The organism is Nonomuraea sp. 3-1Str (assembly GCF_031570565.1).
Lineage (GTDB): Bacteria > Actinomycetota > Actinomycetes > Streptosporangiales > Streptosporangiaceae > Nonomuraea.
Window position 1 is genome coordinate 58,690 of record NZ_JALHBK010000020.1, and the last position, 17,759, is coordinate 76,448.

Consider the following 17,759-nt stretch of genomic DNA (forward strand, 5'->3'; position numbering starts at 1 on the left):
CGAAACTGATCGTATGACGCGCGAGGAGCACCGGCCGCTGATGCCGAACATGCGCCTGGACGAGCTCCTCGCCGAGCTCCAGGTGCGGCTCGACGCGGTGCTGAGCACCCGCGACCGCGTCCACGCCCTGCTCGAGGCCGTCGTGTCCGTCGGCAGCGACCTCGACCTGGAGACCGTGCTGCGGCGCATCGTCGAGACCGCCACCAACCTGGTCGACGCCAGCTACGGCGCGCTCGGGGTCGTCGGCGAGGAGAGCACGCTGCTCCAGTTCATCCCCGTGGGGCTGACCGAGGAGGAGATCGCCCGGATCGAGCACTGGCCCCACGGCCTCGGCCTGCTGGGCCTGCTCATCAAGGACGCCAGGCCGCTGCGGCTCGGCCGCATCTCCGACCACCCCGAGTCCTACGGGTTCCCGCCGGGCCATCCGCCGATGGGCACGTTCCTCGGCGTGCCCGTGCGGGTCCGCGACGAGGTGTTCGGCAACCTCTACCTGACCGAGAAGCGCGGCGGCGGCGACTTCGACGAGGAGGACGAGGCCATCGTCATCGCGCTGGCCACCGCCGCCGGCGTCGCCATCGAGAACGCCCGCCTGTACGAGGAGTCGCGGCGGCGCGAGACGTGGCTGGAGGCGTCGTCCGAGGTCACCACGAGCCTCCTGTCGGGGGCGGACCCGCGCAGGGTGCTCGCCATGATGGCCGCGCGGGCCCGGCAGATGACCGACGCCGACCTGGTGCAGATCCTGCTGCCCAACGACGACGCCCGCACGCTGCGGCCCGAGTTCGTCGAGGGCGACCTGCCGGACGGCGCGGCGGAGCTGAGCTTCGAGCTGACCGCCACCGCCGCCGGAGAGGTGTTCACCAGCGGCCGCGCGGTCACCGCGGGCGACCTGCTCGACGACGAGTCGCCGCTGCGCGCGCTGGGCTTTGGCCCCGAGCTGCTCATGCCGTTGGGCGCGGGGCAGGCCGTGCGCGGCGTGCTCGCCCTGGCCAAGCGGTCCGGGCGGCTGCCGTTCAGCGCCTCCGAGCTGCGCATGCTGGAGGCGTTCGGCGGGCAGGCCGCGATCGCGCTGGAGCTGGCCGAGACGCGCCGCGACGCCGAGCGCCTGGCGCTGCTGGAGGATCGCGACCGCATCGCCAAGGACCTGCACGACGTGGTCATCCAGCGGCTGTTCGCCATCGCCATGACGCTGATGAGCACCGTGCGCCTGGTGGACCGCCCCGAGGCGTCGGGGCGGCTCCAGCACGCCATCGACGAGCTGGACGAGACGATCCGGCAGATCCGCTCGACCATCTTCGCGCTGCAGAACGTTCCCGACGTGGCCGCCCCGAGCCTGCGCGCCCGCGTGGTCGATCTGGTGGAGTCGGCGCGCGGCCATCTCGGCTTCATGCCGGGCCTGCGGATGGAGGGTCAGCTCGACCATCGCGTGCCCGACGAGGTCGCCGACCATCTGCTGGCCGTGCTGCGCGAGGCGCTGTCCAACGTGGTGCGCCACGCCAAGGCGTCCCGGGCGGACGTGGCGGTGGAGGTGGCGGACGACCGGCTGACGCTCAGGGTCACCGACAACGGGGTGGGGATCGCGGACGGCGGGCGGCGCAGCGGCCTGCGCAACATGGAGGAACGCGCCGCCGGCCTGGGCGGCGTCTTCGAGGTCAGTTCTCCGGAGGGCGGCGGCGCCCGGCTCCGTTGGAGCGTCCCCGTATGACCTGCGGGCCGGCGACCTCCTCGTCACGGGTGATCTGACGGCCCGTCACCTGCTCCACCTCCACCACGATGTAGTGGTTGCGCTCACCCGGCGCCCAGGAGGTCAGCCGCAGCTCCGAGAGCCGCTCGATCTCGTCCGGGTCCTGCACGGCCCGGGCGTGCCCCACGGCGGTCACCGACCATCCCGTACGCCGGTCCACGTCGAAGTCGTCGGCCTCGAAGGCCACCACGGTGTGCCGCGTGGCGGCGGCCAGCTTCGAGCCCGGGCTGGTGCGGATCACCACCCTCTCCCCGTCGAGGCGGAACGTGACCGGCTGCACCGCGGGAAGGGCGCGGTCGGTGAACACGATCCGCCCGATCAGTGCGCGGGACAGCAGGCACAGGCACTCCTCGCGTGTGAGCACCCGCAGTCCGGACGTGTCGAAGGTCTGCATGACTCCAGAGTCAGTCGCGGGAGCCGCCTCTTTTAGGGTCGAAGGTCCCTTCCTCGGCGCCGATCGGCGCCGACCGACGCCGGTCTGGGCCGGCCTGCGGGGGTCAGTCGCGCCTGCCGGCCCGCAGGCGGGCGGCGAGCGCGGCGGCCTGGGTGCGGCGCTGCATGTTGAGCTTGGCCAGCAGGTTGGACACGTAGTTCTTGACGGTCTTCTCGGCGAGGAAGAGCCGCTCGCCGATCTGCCGGTTGGTCAGGCCCTCGCCGATGAGGTCGAGGATGTGGCGCTCCTGGTCCGAGAGCGTGGCCAGCGGGTCCTGGCGGGTGGCCTGGTCGCGCAGCCGCCGGAGCATCGTCGCGGTCGTCTGGGGGTCGAGCAGCGACTGCCCGGAGGCCACCGTGCGCACCGCGCCGACCAGGTCGGAGCCGTGGATCTGCTTGAGCACGTAGCCGGACGCGCCGGCCATGACCGCGTCGAACAGCGCGTCGTCGTCGGCGTACGAGGTGAGCATCAGGCACGCCAGCCCCGGCAGCCGGGAGCGCACCTCCCGGCACACGTCAACCCCGCTGCCGTCGGGCAGGCGCACGTCCAGCACGGCCACGTCCGGCTTGAGGGCGGGGATGCGGGCGATCGCCGACTCGGCTGTGCCGGCCTCGCCGATCACCTCGATGTCGTCTTCGGACTCCAGCAGGGCGGCCACGCCCCGCCGGACCACCTCATGATCATCGACGAGGAACACACGAATCATGGCTCCGACGCTAACCGGCGGCTCCGGCTTCCGGTAGGGCAGAAGGTCCCTGATCGTGGCCACCTGTCTTTACTGACACTTTCGCCCCCTCCGCGTGTCGCGTCCGCCTCTGCGCGCGTTCCCTTCGCGTGGCGGCCGGCGCGGGCGGGAAGGACCCCGAGCGCGGGCCGGGGGAGGGCCCTGAGGGGGGAACCATGATCATCGCTGGTGTGGACGGATCACGGGCGGGGCTGGAGGCCACCGGCTGGGCGGCCGCCGAGGCGGCCCTGCGGGAGGTGCCGCTGAAGGTCGTCCACGTCCTGCCGTCGTGGGCGTGCGAGCCCCGCCCCGGCCGGTACGCCGAGGTGGCCCGGTGGATGCACGAGGGCGGCCGGACCGTGCTGGCCGCGGCCGGGGAGCGCGCCCGGCGCGAGCAGCCGAAGGTCGCCGTCGAGACCGAGCTGCTGCCCGGCGACCCCCGCGCCGCCCTGGTGGAGGCGGCGGCCGGCGCCGAGCTGCTGGTCATCGGCGGCCACGGCCTCGGCGGCGTGCGCGGCATGCTCCTGGGGTCCGTGGCGTACGGCGTCGCCGGGCGCGCCCCCTGCGACGTGGTCGTGGTCCGCGACCTGCCGGCGACGCCTCGCGGCGAGGTGGTGGTGGGCGTGGACGGGTCATTCGCGACCGCCCGGGTGCTCGACGTCGCCTTCGCCGAGGCGCGGCTGCACGGGGCGAGGCTGCGGGCCGTCCACGCCTGGGTCTGGCCGCGGGCCGGCGGCTTCGACCCGGCCGACGAGGAGAGCGAGCGGGACGAGTCGGCCGCGCTGAAGGAGGCCCTCGCCGCCCGCCGGGAGCGCTTCCCGGAGGTGGCGGTGGTCGAGGAGGTCGTCCACGGGCATCCGGTCGCCGTGCTCCGGCAGGCCGCCGCCGGGGCCGATCTGCTGGTCGTGGGCTCCCACGGGTACGGCACGTTCACGGGCATGGTGCTCGGCTCGGTGAGCCAGGGCATGCTGCACCACGCGCCCTGCCCCCTCGCCGTCGTCCGCATCCGCGCCTGACCGCCCGCCCGCTTCGCGCAGAGGGACTGGCTGCTGATTTCGTCGGGTTCTGGCGTGTATGGGGAGAATCCGTCGCGTTGTGTGCTCTTTGCGCCGATTACGGCGGGGATCCAGAGAAACGATCTTCCTGTCGGCGGGCCGCAGTAGGATGGCGTCCGGACGCGACCCGTACGGCATTCGGATCGAAGGAGGCGCCCCCGTGAGCAAGCTGGAGCGTGTGCCGCCCGGTGTCGACCCCCGCGTCCCGAGTGTCGCCCGCGTCTACGACTACCTGCTCGGCGGCAAGGACCACCTCGCGGTGGACCGCGCCTTCGCCGACAAGCTGCTGGCCGTCGCCCCCGAGACGCGCCAGGTCGCCCGGGCCAACCGGCTCTTCCTCGTCCGCGCCGTACGCCATCTGGCCCGGCGGGGCGTGCGGCAGTTCCTCGACCTCGGCACCGGCATCCCCACCTCGCCCAGCGTCCACGAGGTCGCCCGCGAGATCGTGCCCGACTGCCGGGTCGTCTACGTCGACTACGACCCGGTCGTACGGCTCCACAGCGAGGTGCTGCTGGCCAGCTCGCCCGGCGTGGAGGCCGTCCAGGCCGACCTGCGCGAGCCCGGCGCCATCCTCGGCGACCCGCGCGTCACCCGCCTGATCGACTTCTCGCAGCCGGTCGGCGTGCTCATGGTCGGCATCCTGCACTTCATCCTCGACAGCGAGGACCCCGCCGGGATCATCGCCGACTTCCGCACGTGGATGGCGCCGGGCAGCCACCTGATCCTCACCCACGCCATGGCCGACAGCGCCCCGGAGGCCGTCGCCCAGCTCAGCACCGCGACGGCCGGCACCCCGGCGCAGTCGGTGTTCCGCACGCGGGAGGAGGTGCTGCGGCTGGCCGAGGGGTTCGAGCTCATCGGTCCGGGCCTGGCGCCGGTCCACGAGTGGCGGATCCCGGACGACGACGAGTACGAACCGCCGATCCCGCTGCTGGAGGGCGTCCCGGCCGTCCGCATCGACGCCGCCGTGGGCCGCGTGACCTCCTCGCCGGGCTCCGCGGAGCCCACCCGCCACTGACGACGCCCTTCCGGCGCCCGTTCCAGCCGGGATAGGCCTCAGACAGGAACGGGCGGGCCGGGTGGCTCAGCGGTCGGCGCGCAGGCTGCCCACCGGGTGCGGGCCCTCGGTCTCCAGCCGGTACTCGCGGCCCGACTTGTCGGTGTTCTCCTGGATGACCTCCTCCGACGGCGGCTTCTCGCCACCCATCACGGCCTCCTGCATCTTCTCGAACCGCTCGTGGGCGTCCTGGACGTACCCGGTGCCGAGCGTGGTGTAGTCGATCTGCGTGGCGATCAGCTCACGCAGGTACGACTTGTTCGGCTCGAACGTGACCGGCGCGGGCAGGGCCGGCGCCACGACCTCCTCGGGATCCCGGCCGTCGTGCCGCTTGAACAGCTCCGCGGCCAGGCGCAGGTGCTCCAGCTCCATGTTGAGGTGGAGCTCCCAGATGGCCTTCACCTTCGGGTCCGACTCGGTCTCCATGAACGAGTGGTACAGGTAGCACTCGTTGTACTCGTGGTTGAGCAGCATCTCCCACCAGCTCTCGCCCGGGTCGACCAGCGACTCGTAGTGGGTGACGTGCTCCTCCTCGATCAGCCCGATCTCCTGGTAGAGCCGGCGGGCGATCGGCTCCATGTAGGTGGGGCCGACGTTCATGTAGAAGTTCATGGTCTGCTGCTCGGCCGACATGATGGTCAGCGCGTGCAGCTTCGAGAGCGGCGCCGTGGAGCTTCTGTCGTACGGCTCGCGCACGTTGTCGACCGGGTCCCGGTGGTGCAGGTACGTGGGGCGGCCGGGCATGACCTCGGTGAGCTGGTCGACGATCTTCTCCGCCCTGCGGTGCTCGATCATCTCGTACAGGTTCGCGTACCGGTAGAGGTGGTCGAAGTCCTCCAGCACGCCGAACTGGTAGGCCTGCTGCAGGTACGGGTCCGGCTCCATCCGGGCCACCCAGGCGGTCAGGTCCACCGCCACCTGCTCGTACGCGATCGTGGTCTCCAGCACCGAGGCGAGACCGGGCAGCAGCCAGTTCACCGCCTTCTGCTGCTGGGCCTCGATGTAGCGGACCCGGGCGAGCTGCTGCTTGAGCTCCAGGTCCGGGCAGTGCCGGGCGAGCTGGTGGCTGAACATGATCGCCTCGACCTCGATGCCGTTCATCGTGATGATGCGGCACCGGGTGTAGGGATCGGAGTGGTCGGGGTCGATCGGCGTGACGTTCAGCTCACGCCAGTTGCGGACCTGCTTGTCCAGCGGGATGCCGCGCTCCCGCAGCGGGTTGAAGGTCATGTGGTCGAGCTCCCTCGCTGTCGACGCATGAGCTCCGGCCTACCCGGGACCCCCGGAGGCAACCCCACGGCCGCGTCGGCAGTCGGTCACGCGCGCTCCTCGACCGGCGGCTCGGGGCACTCACATGACGTGCCCATCCCGGTTGTCCGGGCCGTGGTGACTGAGCGCGACGCTGGAGGGTAGCCGGACGGTGACAGTGCCACGCCCATTCCGGGAGGCTCTTCATGAACACCCCGAGTACCAAAGCGGACCGCACACCGGTCCAGCGCGCCGCCCTCATCGTGGGTGCGGTGTTCCTGCTGGTCGGCGTGCTCGGCTTCATCCCGGGCATCACCACGAACTACAGCGAGATGACATTCGCCAGCCACCACTCAGGCGCGATGCTGCTGGGTGTGTTCCAGGTGTCGATCCTGCACAACATCGTCCACCTGCTCTTCGGCGTCGCCGGCATCCTGCTCTCCCGCACCTGGAACGGCGCGCGGGGCTACCTGATCGGCGGCGGCGTCATCTACCTGCTGCTGTGGATCTACGGGCTGCTCATCGCCAAGGACAGCGCCGCCAACTTCGTCCCGCTGAACACGGCCGACGACTGGCTGCACTTCATCCTCGGCGTCGGCATGATCGCGCTCGGCTTCCTGCTGGCGCGCCGCCGCGTGCTCACCAGGTGACGTCCGCGTAGTCGCCCCGGCCGGGGGAGAGGTCCTCCGGCCGGCGGCCCGGCCGCGACCGCAGCCATCGCACGCTGTGCGCCGCGCACCTCAGCCGGTGTCCCGCGTACGGCACTCCACCGCCCAGCGCGGACGCCACCGCGAGCCAGGCACAGGTGGCCCGCTCCAGCACCCACACCGGGGCGAACAGGGACGCGCTCCACGGGAACACCCGGCGGCCACCGGCCCTGTGCCGGCCCACCTCCGCCAGGCCCACCACCAGCCCGGCCGCCACGGCCAGCGTGCCGAACCGCCGCCGGGCCAGCCCGGCGGCCACCGCCGGCAGCACCGACAGGAACACCGCCAGCCGTGCGGGCTGCGCCAGGTCGTCGTACGCCTGCCGGACGCGCTGGGACCAGAACCGGGAGGCGTCCGGCGGCAGGCGGCGCACGTACAGGCCGGGGGCGTGGTACTCCACCCCGCCGTGGGCGCGGACGGTGCGGATCAGCTCCAGGTTCTCGAACAGCACGTCGCCGTCGTAGCCGCCCATCTCGAAGAAGAAGGACCGCCGCAGCCCGAACGTGCCCGGGTAGTCCGCGCCGACGGCCCGGTTCAGCAGCGTCCGGGCGGTGTCCCAGCGGGCGTGCCAGGGGAGCGGGTCGAAGTGATTCTGCGGCCTGACCAGGTCGGCCCCGGCGAGCAGGGCGTCCATCCCGGCCAGCGCCGAGGCGTCATAGCGGACGTCGTCGTCGGCGATCACCACGTGCGGGGCGCGGGCCAGCCGCAGGCCCGTCGTCACGCCGTTCACCTTGCCGTTGGCGAACCGCAGGCCGGGATCGGGGCGCACGTGCGTCACCAGCCCGCGCCAGCGCTCCGCGTGCCGCTCGAACAGCTCGTCCCGGCTGCCGTCCACCACGATCACCCGCGCGTGCCGCGACAGCTCACGCAGGTAGCCGGTCAGCTCGTCCAGGCCGGAGTCGTCGTCCCATCGCAGGGGGAGCACGTAGTCGAGCGCCGGCCGCGACGCCGGGCCGATCGTGCCGGTCGGGCGCGTCATGCGGTGCTCGCCACCGCGCTCCCCGCGCTGTCCGTGCTCTGTTCGTGGGGTACGGGCGGGTCCAGGGACGACGCCCCGTCCCGCCAGCACGCCATGACGTGCTCCGCCCACAGCCGCTCCAGCTCCAGCGCGCAGGCCGCGCCGAACAGGATGTCCCCGGACAGCGCCGGGTCCTGCGCCGCCAGTCCCGCGCACAGGTCGTGCGCGGCGATCTGCTCGTGAACGGCGTCCGCCTGCACGTGCTCGTCGTAGAACCGGGCGGCCGTGGCGTCCCCGCCGAGCCGCCGCAGACCGTCGGCGTAGTGCCGGTTGGGCAGCGAGGACGTCATCTCCAGCGCCGCCAGGTGACCGGCCGCCGCGCCCCGCAGCCTGCGGTGCAGGCCGAACAGCGACATCGCGTTGGACACCGCCAGCGTGACGCCCGGCACCCTGCCGAGGAAGGCGCCGTAGGAGTCGTCCAGGCCGAGACCGCGCATGGTGGCCCGGAAGAGCTCCGCGTGCATGCGCTCCTTCCGGCCGCCGCCGTACTCGTCGGCCTGGATCTCCACCAGCGCCGCCTTGGGGCCGCCGCGCAGCCGCGGGATCACCCACGTGTGCGGGTCGGCCTCCTTGAGGTGGTAGATGGACCGGTGCGCCACGAACTCCCTGAACTGCGCCAGCCCGGCGTGGCGCCGCAGGTGCGCCGACAGCGACGGCCCCGAGCCGGGCGCGGTCAGCTCGGCCAGCGCCGCCCGCACCTCGCCGGGCGGCACGGCCGCGGGGCGGGGCACCGCCCCGGCAAGCGCCTGCTCGAAGCGCCGTTCGAGGGCGGCCCGGAAGGCGAGCAGGGACGGCTCCCACTCCCAGCGCGGATCGACGCCGTCGAAGCCCTGGTAGTGCAGCTCGTAGCAGGCGAACAGGGCGAGCTGGAGGTCGCCGTCGGCCAGGTCGGCGCCCGCCGGCCGGTGCGGGACGGCGGGAAAGCGATCATGGTCCGTCGGCAGCGCGCACCGGAAGCGGTCCTGGTCCGCCGGCGGGGCGGCGAGACGGTCCTGGTCCGCCGGCGGCGCGGCGAGGCGGGCGAACAGGGCCGCGGTCAGAGGTCCGCGGGGGCGGGGCAGGCGCATCACGACTCCCCGGTCAGCCGGTAGACCGACACGTGCGCCCGGCTGCCGTCGCCGAACGGCGTGCCCTCCCAGTCCGCCCAGCGCGACTCCAGCGTCATGCCGGCCAGGCGGCCCATCAGGTCCAGCTCGGCGGGCCAGGCGTAGCGATGGTTGGCCGGCAGCAGCCGCAGCCCCTCGGCCGTCATGCGGACGCGGGTCGTGTGCATCATCTGCGTGGCGGGCGACAGGCGGGCCGCCTCGGCCGTGACGGCCTCCTCCGACAGGGACAGCAGCCGCAGCGCCGACCCGTCGGCGAAGCCGGTCAGGTCCGGCACCCACGCCTCCACGACGAACCTGCCGCCCGGCTCCAGATGCCCCGCCGCGTTGCGGAAGCACTCCACCTGCGCGTCCTGGGACGGCAGCGCGAAGATCGTGTTCGTGGTGAGGGCCACCAGGCTGAACCGGCCCTCGACCTGGGTGGCGGAGAAGTCGCCGACGGCCACGGGGATGTGGTCGCCCCCGGGCTTGCGTCTCAGCTCCGCGACCATCTCCGGCGACCCGTCGATCCCGGCCACTGTCAGCCCGCGGGCCGCCAGGGGCAGCGCGATGCGGCCCGTGCCGATCCCGAACTCCAGCACCGGCCCGCCACCGGCCAGCCGGTACAGCCGCTCGACGGCGGCCTCGGTCGGCAGGTCCCGGGCGGTGGCGTCGTAGATGTCGGCGATGCTCCGCCCGTAGGCGGAGGCGTCGAAAGCTGCCGCCATGAGACCCCCGTCCCTCACGTTTCCGCAGGTGATGCTGCCCTCGGCGATCCAGGGCAAACGCCAGGCGGAGCCACGGTGACAGGGGAACGCCCCGCGACGGGAGTCCGTCGCGGGGCGTTCACGCGCCCAGGCCCGGGCGCGGGGAAGGACCGTCCCTCAGGGGAGGGCACGGCGGTCAGCGGGCGGCGAAGTCCTGGGTCCAGTAGATCTGGCCCTTGGAGTTCTTGGCAGCGCCGACACCGATGAGCGTGTACTTGCAGTTCATGATGTTGGCCTTGTGACCGGAGCTGTTCATCCACGCCTGGACCACCGAGGCCGGGGTCGGCTGGCCCATGGCGATGTTCTCCGCCCAGCCCGTGCCCCCGGTGAAGCCGGCGCCGCGGATGCGGTCCATGAAGCTGCGCCCGTCCTTGGAGGTGTGGCTGAAGTAGTCCTGCTCCGCCATGTCGGCCGAGTGGCCGAACGCGGCCTTGCGCAGCTGCGGGTCGTGCTTGAGCGGCTGGCAGCCGCCCTTGGCCCGCTCGGCGTTGGTCAGCCGGACGACCTCGTTCTCGTCCGCGGTGCCGACCGTGCCGGACGTCGCGGTGGAGGTGGGGGTCGGGGTCCTGGTGGCGGTCGGGGTCGGGGTGGCCGTCCTGGTGGGCTTCGGGGACGGCGTGGTGCTCGTCGTCGGCACCGAGGTCGAGGTCGGCGTCGGGGTCGGTTTGGTCGAGGAGGTGGCGGTGGGCGTCGGCGTCGCGCCGGGGGAGCAGGTGAGCTTGACCGCCTTCGACTTGCCGGCGTGGCCGCGATAGTCGGTGGCCGTGGCGTAGTAGGTGCCGGGCACGCACGGCATCGCGACGGTGACGCGGCTGACCCGGCCCCGCGCGGCGGCGCTCTTGACGACCCGGTCGTCTCCCGGCACGGCGCGCAGGATGCGGACGCGGACCAGCCCGGGACGGGTGCACTCCAGCCGGGCGGCGGACGCCTGGATCCGGCCGGCGGCGGTGAGGGCGGGCTGGTTCACGGTCAGTCGGCAGGCGGCCAGGGTCGCCGACTCGGCGTGAGCGGTGGCCACGGGCGCGGACAGGGCCGCGACGCTGACGAGGCCGGCGAGTACCCCTAGGGGTCTACGCATATGGGGTTTCCCTCCAGTTTTGCGGTAAGGCTGGATGGACTCCGCATTCTGTCGGCATCTGACACCCGTGTCATGAACTTTCAGATATTGGCTGGACGGAAGGGGTGAAAGTGACTGGCGGGGATGGTCGGCGGCGCGGTGCCCGGCGGCCTACGATGTGATCGTGACCAGCAGCCCCCGGCGCGAGGCACGCGCGGCCTCCCGTGGCGGCGCCGTCCCCAGCATCCGCGACGTCGCCGCCGCCGCGGGCGTGTCCCACCAGACCGTCTCCCGGGTCCTCAACGACTCGCCCCGGGTGAGCGCCGACACCCGCGCCGCCGTGCTCGCGGCCATCGACCGGCTCGGGTTCCGCCCCAACCGCGCCGCGCGCGCCCTCGGCCTCGGCCGCGCCCACGGCGTGACCGTCGTCATGTCCGACACCATGCTGTACGGCTACGCCTCGACGCTGCAGGGCATCGAGGAGGCGGCCCGGGTGGAGGGCATGGCCGTGGGGGTGCGGGTGGTCGAGTCGGAGGCGCCCGGCGACGTCAAGCAGACCGTCGACTACGTCAGCGACCCCAGCGCGGGGGCCGTGGTGGTCATCGCGTTCGACCCGTCCGGTGCGGCGGTGCTGGAGGCGCTGCCCCGGCACATCCCCGCGGTCGCCGCCACCGAGCCGGCCGCCCCCGACACGGGCCGGGTCGCCATCGCCCTGGACGATCGCGGCGCCGCCGCCGAGGCCACCGGCCACCTGCTCGGGCTCGGGCACCGTACCGTCCACCACGTCGCGATCCCCTCGGAGGGCCGCTCCGGCGGGCGGCACACCGGCTGGCACGACGCGCTGCGGCAGGCGGGCGCGCCGGTGCCGGACGTGATCGACTGCGGCTGGGACGTCGCCGGCGCCTACCAGGCCGGACGGCGCCTGGCGGCGGACCCGGAGGTGACGGCCGTGCTGTGCGGCAACGACGACATCGCCCAGGGCGTCCGCCGGGCCCTGTACGACGCGGGCAGGGACGTGCCCGGGGACGTGAGCATCGTCGGCTTCGACGACATCCCCGGCTCGGCCTTCTGGACGCCGGCGCTGACGACGGTGCGGATGGACTTCGCGGGGCTGGGCAAGGCGTGCTTCCGCGCCGCGGTGGCCGAACTCCTGGCCCAACCCCAGCCGACCCTCACACTGACCCCGCCCCGCCTGATCATCCGCGAGTCCACGGCCCCGCCACGCCGGCTCCGCTGACCGGCGCCACCGGCAGCCCCTGACCCGCGACCACGGGCACCCTCCACCCCTCCGCGGCCTCCACCCCTCCGCGGCCTCCACCCCTCCGCGGCCTCCACCCCTCCGCGGCCTCCGCCCCTCCGCGTCCGGAGCCGCTGCGGGCCTCGGAAACGCGGTGGTAACAATCCGGCAAAGAAGGGTTCCTCTTTGTTCGTGTTACCGCTCACACTTACGCCACGGAGTGATGTGACCGGTCACATGGACCGTATCCGAGGAGATGTGTGATGCCCGCTGACGTGATCCAGACCTTGCGCTGGGGCCATGACGCCCTGACGGCGGTGGTGGAGATCCACCCCGACCGGGCGGTGGCGTTGCGGCGGCTGGCGCCGGGCGGGGCGGCCGGGCCCGCGGGGGCTCCGGCGCAGCCGCTGGTGGAGGTGCTGCTCCCGGGCGCGGGCCGGGCGCGGGCGTCGCAGCGGTTGTCGGAGACCGCCGTGGGCTGCCGCCTGAGGTATGCGGGGGCCGAGCAGTCCCGCGAGGGCGGCTGGCACGTGCTGCGGCTCGCGATGCGCGACGACGCCTCCGGTCTGGCCGCCGAGCTGACGCTCCGCTCGTACGAGGGCGTGTCCGCCTGCCAGGCCCAGGTCCGGGTGACCAACCAGGGGACGGCCCCGGTGCTGCTGCTGGCCGTCACCTCGTTCGCGGCGGGCTTCCTGGGCCGCCACGCCGGCGACCTCGACGTCCTGTACGCCGACAGCGAGTGGCTGGGGGAGAGCCGCTGGACCCGGCGCCCCCTCGGCGAGGTGGTCCCGGCCCTGGGACTGGAGGGCCACGGTCAGCACGGCCGGGGCGCGTTCGCGCTGACCAGCTCGGGCACCTGGTCGAGCGGCCGGCACGTGCCGATGGGCGGCCTGGTGGACCGGGGCACCGGCCAGACGTGGGTGTGGCAGATCGAGCACAACGGCGCGTGGCGCTGGGAGACGGGCGCGCGGCAGGACGGCGTGTACGTCGCCGTGAGCGGACCCACCGACCTCGACCACCAGTGGAGCCAGACCCTGGCCCCCGGCGAGTCGTTCACCACGGTCCCCGTCTCGGTGGCCGTCGCGGCGGGGAACGGCGCCGGCCCGGAGGAGCGGGACCCGCTGGAGGAGGCGGTCGCCGCGCTGACCGCGCACCGCCGCGCGCTGCGCCGCCCGCACCCCGACCGCGACACGCTGCCCGTCGTCTTCAACGACTACATGAACACCCTCAGGGGCGACCCCACCACCGCCAGGCTGCTCCCGCTGGTCGAGGCCGCCGCCTCCGCCGGCGCCGAGGTCTTCTGCGTGGACGCCGGCTGGTACGACGAGGACGGCGGCTGGTGGGACAGCGTCGGCGCCTGGCGGCCGTCCCGGACCCGGTTCCCAGGCGGCGTCGAGGAGGTGCTCGGGCACATCCGGGCCCACGGCATGACGCCCGGCCTGTGGCTGGAGCCGGAGGTGATCGGCGTGCGCAGCCCGATGGCCGACGAGCTGCCCAAGGAGGCGTTCCTGCAGCGCGGCGGCGAGCGGTTGGCCGAGCACGGCCGCTACCACCTGGACCTGCGCCACCCCGCCGCCGTCGAGCACCTCGACGGCGTGGTGGACCGGCTGGTGGGGGAGCTGGGCGTCGGCTACTTCAAGCTCGACTACAACATCAACCCGGGCGCGGGCACCGACGTGGACGCCACCAGCGCCGGCGCGGGCCTGCTCGCCCACAACCGCGCCCACCTGGCCTGGATCGACGGCGTCCTGGACCGGCATCCGGGGCTGGTGCTGGAGAACTGCGCGTCGGGCGCGATGCGGATGGACTTCGCGATGCTGTCGCGGCTGAACCTCCAGTCCACCAGCGACCAGGAGGACTTCCTGCGCTACCCGCCGATCGCCGTGGCCGCGCCGCTGGCGATGACACCCGAGCAGGCGGCCAACTGGGCGTACCCGCAGCCGGACATGACGGACGAGGAGGTCGCGTTCACGATGTGCACCGGCATCCTCGGCCGGCTCTACCTGTCGGGCCACCTGGACGCGATGGGCCCGGAGCGGCTGGCGCTCGTGCGCGAGGGGGTGCGGCTGCACCAGGCGCTGCGGGCCGACCTGATCGCGTCGGCGCCCTGCTGGCCGCTCGGGCTGCCCGGCTGGGAGGACCCGTGGCTGGCGCTGGGCCTGCGCGCCGGCGACGTCACGCACGTCGGCGTCTGGCGGAGGCCGGGCGCGGACGAGGGCGCCGTCCTGTCGTTCCCGCACCTCACCGGCCGGCAGGTCGAGGCGCGGATCGCCTACCCCCGCCAGGCGACGGGCTGGGAGCACTCCTGGAACCCCGCGACCGGCGAGCTGACCCTGACCTGCGCCGTCGCCGCCCCGACCGCCCGCGTCCTGGAGCTCCGCGAGCTCTCCTCTGAGTAAGACCCCATCTGCCCCCCAATGGGATTGTCCGGCACGATAGTGGCGGACACGGACAAAGGAACCACACCGTGAAACTGGCACCGCGCGTCACCACCGCCGCCACCGTCGCGGCCACCGCACTGCTCGCCCTCACCGCGTGCAGCGATCCCGCCTCCGGGCCCGCGCCCGCGGCGGCGGGCGCGACCGCCGCGGCCTGGCCCTCCCCGACGGGCCGGCTCGACGGGGTCACCCTCACCATCTGGGCCGCGCAGAACAGCACCACCGTCCCCGAGCAGGTGACGGCCGCCTTCTCCAAGGCCACCGGCGCCAAGGTCGACGTCGTCACCATCCCCGACCCGTACGAGCAGGGCGTGCAGACCAAGGTGGCCACCGGCGACAAGCCCGACCTGGCCTTCTGGCAGCCCACCGCGTCCATGCTGACCGCCCTGAACGCCCGCGCCAACCTCCAGCCCCTCGATGACGCCCCCTGGCTGCCGTCGCTGTCGCCCGAACTGCGCGACATCACCGGACTGCTGGACAAGACCCGCTACGCCGCGCTCGTCACCAGCCCGGCCGTCGAGGGCGTCTACTACAACAAGGAGGTCTTCGCCGCGGCCGGCGTCAAGGGGACGCCGAAGAGCTTCGACGAGATGCTCCAGGTCGCTCGCACGCTCAAGGGCAAGGGCGTCACCCCCTTCTTCGAGATGGCCGGCGACAAGTGGGCGACCCAGTGGTGGGTGCAGGTCCAGCTCGCCGACGCGGCCCGCGACGGCCTCTGGGACCGGGTCAACACCGGCAAGGAGACGTTCGAGGACAAGACCATCCTGGACGCGATCAAGAAGTACAAGGCGTTGATCGGCGAGGGACTGTTCAACCCCGACATCAAGACCGCCACCTTCGAGGACCAGGGCGCGGCGCTGCTGTCCGGCAAGGCGGCCATGGCCGTCCAGGTCAACTCGTTCTTCGGCCAGCTCCAGGCCAAGGCCGACACGGCGACGCTGGACAAGAAGATCGGCTTCTTCCCGATCTCCCCGTCCGGCAACGTCGGCACCTTCATCCCCGACCAGTCCAACGCCCTGGTCGCGTTCAGGACCGGCGACGCCAAGCGCGAGGCCGCCGCCCGCCAGCTGCTCGCGTACTGGATGGGCCCCGGCTACCAGGAGTTCGTCACCGCGCGCAAGACCGTGTCGCTGAAGACCGACGTGCCCACCCCGGCCGGCGTGCCGCAGGCGCTGCTCGACGTGCACAAGTCGCTGGGCGGCGCGGTCGGCTCGATGCAGGCGCTCGCCGTGGCCAACCCCGACCTGTACCTCAACCTGGCCGACATGATCACCGGCAGCCTCACGCCCGAGCAGGTGGCGGCGGCCACGCAGAAGCAGTTCGCCCAGCTCGCCAAGGCGGCCGGCGCCTCCGGCTTCTGACCCCCCATCCCCCAGGCGAGGAGCGACCCGTGCCGACCGAGACGCGCGCATCCGACACCGCCGCCCGGCCCGTGCCCGCCCGCCAGGCGCGCCCGAGCCGGCGGGCCACCCCCGCCGGAGCGGGACGCCGTACCCATCCCATGTGGTTCCTGGCGCCCGCCTTCGTGATCCTGTTCGTCTTCTTCTTCCTGCCCACCCTGTTCAACTTCGTCTACGCCTTCACCGACTGGTCCAGCTTCAAGAGCGACATCCGCCCGGTCGGCTGGGACAACTTCGCCGACCTGCTGTCGGACGGCACCATGTACGGCGCGCTGCGCGTCACGCTGGTCTACGCCGTCCTGGTCGCGGTGTTCCAGAACCTGTTCGGCTTCGGCCTGGCCGTCCTCCTGGAGCGCGACACCTGGCTCAACCGGGCCGCGCGCCTGGTGTTCCTCATCCCGGTGCTCATGTCGGCGCTGGCCGTCGGCTACGTCTTCCAGGCGCTGCTCAAGCCCGACGGCAGCCTGAACGACCTGCTCGGCGGCCTGCTCGGCACGCCGGTGACGATCCCGTGGCTGGGCGACACCACCTGGACCCTGGTCGTCGTCGCGGTCATCCACGCCTGGAAGTGGATGGGCCTGTCCATGCTGATCTACCTGGCCGGGCTGAAGACGATCCCCGAGGACGTCACGGAGGCGGCCCGCATCGACGGCGCCACCGGCCGGCAGGCGTTCTGGTCGATCCGCTTCCCGCTGCTGGCGCCGGCGGTCACCTTCAACGTGGCCACCGCGCTGCTGGGCTCCATGAACGGCTTCGACATCGTCCAGGCCACGACCGGCGGCGGCCCCGCCCGCAGCACCGAGATCCTGAACATCTTCATCTACCGCACCTTCGGCCAGGGCCTGTTCGCGCAGGCCACCACGATGAGCCTGGTGCTGTTCCTCATGGTCGCGCTGCTGGCCTTCCCGGTCATCCGCGTCCTGCGCAAGAGGGAGGAGATCCTGTGACATCCCCCGCCCGGGGCGTCGCGGCGCGGCTGCGGCCGCCGGCCGTCGTCGCCCTCGTCGTGCTCGTCATGGGCCTGCCGCTGTGGCTGGTCGTCGTGACGGCGGCCAAGTCCCAGGGCGAGGCCCTGTCGCCGGACCTGTCGCTGCCGTCCCGGTGGCTGCTCTGGGAGAACCTGGCGCAGGTGTGGCAGCAGGGCGACGTGCCGAAGGCGTTCCTCGGCAGCGTGCTGGTCGTCGCGCCGTCGGTCGCGCTGGTGCTGACGTTCGGCTCCATGGCGTCGTGGGTGCTGGCCCGGCGGGCCACCCGCCTCAACGCCGTCCTGTACGCGTTCGCGATCAGCGGCATCGTGCTGCCCCCGGCCGTGGTGACGATCGTGCTGCTGCTGCGGCAGCTCGGCCTGGCCGGCAGCGCCGTCGGCATGGTCGGCGTCTACGTCGGCATCTACCTGTCCACGGTGATCTTCTTCGTCACCGGGTTCGTGCGCACGGTGCCGCTGTCGATCGAGGAGGCGGCCCGCATGGACGGGGCCGGCCCGGCGCGCGTGTTCTTCTCCGTCATCCTGCCGATGCTGCGGCCCGTGCTCGCGACCGCCACCATCCTCATCTGCCTGTACGTCTGGAACGACGTCTTCTACGCCTTCTTCGTCGTCGGAGGCCGGCTCGACACGCTGCCGCTGAACCTGTTCCAGGTGGCCAACGCCGGCCTCTACCTCAACAACTGGCACCTGATCTTCGCGTACATCATCCTCATGAGCCTGCCCCTGCTGGTGGTGTTCGCGGTGGCCCAGCGGCGCATCATCTCCGGCATCACCGGCGGCGCGGTCAAGTGACGGCGGGCACGTGACGGC

General features: G+C 72.8%; 16 protein-coding genes. 9 read left to right on the top strand and 7 right to left on the bottom strand.

Annotated elements, in window-relative coordinates:
• Positions 1–13 precede the first annotated feature (13 nt).
• A complete protein-coding gene (locus MTP10_RS27925; protein WP_310712666.1) occupies positions 14–1,702 on the top strand; it encodes a GAF domain-containing sensor histidine kinase in 1,689 nt (562 codons plus the stop codon).
• Here MTP10_RS27925 and MTP10_RS27930 read toward each other — a convergent pair.
• On the bottom strand, positions 1,650–2,135 hold the full coding sequence (locus MTP10_RS27930; protein ID WP_310712667.1) for a pyridoxamine 5'-phosphate oxidase family protein: 486 nt from the start codon (positions 2,133–2,135) through the stop codon (positions 1,650–1,652). The genes MTP10_RS27925 and MTP10_RS27930 overlap by 53 nt on opposite strands.
• 103 nt (positions 2,136–2,238) lie before the next feature.
• Positions 2,239–2,880 carry a response regulator transcription factor gene (locus MTP10_RS27935; protein ID WP_310712669.1) on the bottom strand — a complete coding sequence of 214 codons (642 nt, stop codon included), beginning with the start codon at positions 2,878–2,880 and terminating at the stop codon, positions 2,239–2,241.
• 194 nt (positions 2,881–3,074) lie between these two features.
• Here MTP10_RS27935 and MTP10_RS27940 point away from each other — a divergent pair, with 194 nt between their 5' ends.
• Both MTP10_RS27940 and MTP10_RS27945 read left to right on the top strand, forming a co-directional pair.
• Complete coding sequence (locus tag MTP10_RS27940; RefSeq protein ID WP_310712671.1) at positions 3,075–3,914, top strand: universal stress protein; 840 nt, start codon at positions 3,075–3,077, stop codon at positions 3,912–3,914.
• 199 nt (positions 3,915–4,113) lie between these two features.
• Positions 4,114–4,971: an SAM-dependent methyltransferase gene (locus MTP10_RS27945; protein WP_310712673.1), complete on the top strand. Its 858-nt coding sequence runs from the start codon at positions 4,114–4,116 to the stop codon at positions 4,969–4,971.
• 66 nt (positions 4,972–5,037) lie between these two features.
• On the opposite strand, the gene MTP10_RS27950 is transcribed toward MTP10_RS27945, so the two are convergent.
• The gene (locus tag MTP10_RS27950) at positions 5,038–6,240 is read right to left on the bottom strand and encodes a hypothetical protein (protein ID WP_310712675.1); all 1,203 of its coding nucleotides are present in this window, start codon (positions 6,238–6,240) and stop codon (positions 5,038–5,040) included.
• Positions 6,241–6,464: 224 nt separating this feature from the next.
• Between MTP10_RS27950 and MTP10_RS27955 the strand changes: the two genes are divergently transcribed.
• A complete protein-coding gene (locus tag MTP10_RS27955; protein ID WP_310712677.1) occupies positions 6,465–6,908 on the top strand; it encodes a DUF4383 domain-containing protein in 444 nt (147 codons plus the stop codon).
• On the opposite strand, the gene MTP10_RS27960 is transcribed toward MTP10_RS27955, so the two are convergent.
• The 4 genes from MTP10_RS27960 to MTP10_RS27975 all read right to left on the bottom strand — a co-directional run bounded on the left by MTP10_RS27960 (position 6,898) and on the right by MTP10_RS27975 (position 10,910).
• Positions 6,898–7,944: a glycosyltransferase family 2 protein gene (locus MTP10_RS27960; RefSeq protein ID WP_310712679.1), complete on the bottom strand. Its 1,047-nt coding sequence runs from the start codon at positions 7,942–7,944 to the stop codon at positions 6,898–6,900. The genes MTP10_RS27955 and MTP10_RS27960 overlap by 11 nt on opposite strands.
• Positions 7,941–9,050, bottom strand: a complete 1,110-nt coding sequence (locus tag MTP10_RS27965; protein ID WP_310712681.1) for an iron-containing redox enzyme family protein — start codon at positions 9,048–9,050, stop codon at positions 7,941–7,943. The genes MTP10_RS27960 and MTP10_RS27965 overlap by 4 nt, the downstream gene beginning before the upstream one ends.
• Positions 9,050–9,793 carry a class I SAM-dependent methyltransferase gene (locus MTP10_RS27970; protein WP_310712682.1) on the bottom strand — a complete coding sequence of 248 codons (744 nt, stop codon included), beginning with the start codon at positions 9,791–9,793 and terminating at the stop codon, positions 9,050–9,052. The genes MTP10_RS27965 and MTP10_RS27970 overlap by 1 nt, the downstream gene beginning before the upstream one ends.
• Positions 9,794–9,968: 175 nt before the next feature.
• The gene (locus MTP10_RS27975) at positions 9,969–10,910 is read right to left on the bottom strand and encodes a CAP domain-containing protein (RefSeq protein ID WP_310712684.1); all 942 of its coding nucleotides are present in this window, start codon (positions 10,908–10,910) and stop codon (positions 9,969–9,971) included.
• Between the two features lie 163 nt (positions 10,911–11,073).
• Here MTP10_RS27975 and MTP10_RS27980 point away from each other — a divergent pair, with 163 nt between their 5' ends.
• The 5 genes from MTP10_RS27980 to MTP10_RS28000 all read left to right on the top strand — a co-directional run bounded on the left by MTP10_RS27980 (position 11,074) and on the right by MTP10_RS28000 (position 17,741).
• Positions 11,074–12,126: a LacI family DNA-binding transcriptional regulator gene (locus tag MTP10_RS27980; RefSeq protein ID WP_310712685.1), complete on the top strand. Its 1,053-nt coding sequence runs from the start codon at positions 11,074–11,076 to the stop codon at positions 12,124–12,126.
• A gap of 263 nt (positions 12,127–12,389) precedes the next feature.
• Positions 12,390–14,525 (top strand): alpha-galactosidase, encoded by a 2,136-nt coding sequence (locus MTP10_RS27985; RefSeq protein ID WP_310712686.1) that lies wholly within the window; start codon positions 12,390–12,392, stop codon positions 14,523–14,525.
• A gap of 68 nt (positions 14,526–14,593) precedes the next feature.
• Positions 14,594–15,925, top strand: coding sequence for an extracellular solute-binding protein (locus tag MTP10_RS27990; protein WP_310712688.1), 1,332 nt, complete (start codon positions 14,594–14,596; stop codon positions 15,923–15,925).
• 29 nt (positions 15,926–15,954) lie between these two features.
• Positions 15,955–16,911 (top strand): sugar ABC transporter permease, encoded by a 957-nt coding sequence (locus MTP10_RS27995; protein ID WP_310712690.1) that lies wholly within the window; start codon positions 15,955–15,957, stop codon positions 16,909–16,911.
• The gene (locus MTP10_RS28000; protein ID WP_310712692.1) at positions 16,908–17,741 is read left to right on the top strand and encodes a carbohydrate ABC transporter permease; all 834 of its coding nucleotides are present in this window, start codon (positions 16,908–16,910) and stop codon (positions 17,739–17,741) included. Before MTP10_RS27995 ends, MTP10_RS28000 begins: the two co-directional genes overlap by 4 nt.
• Positions 17,742–17,759 lie beyond the last annotated feature (18 nt).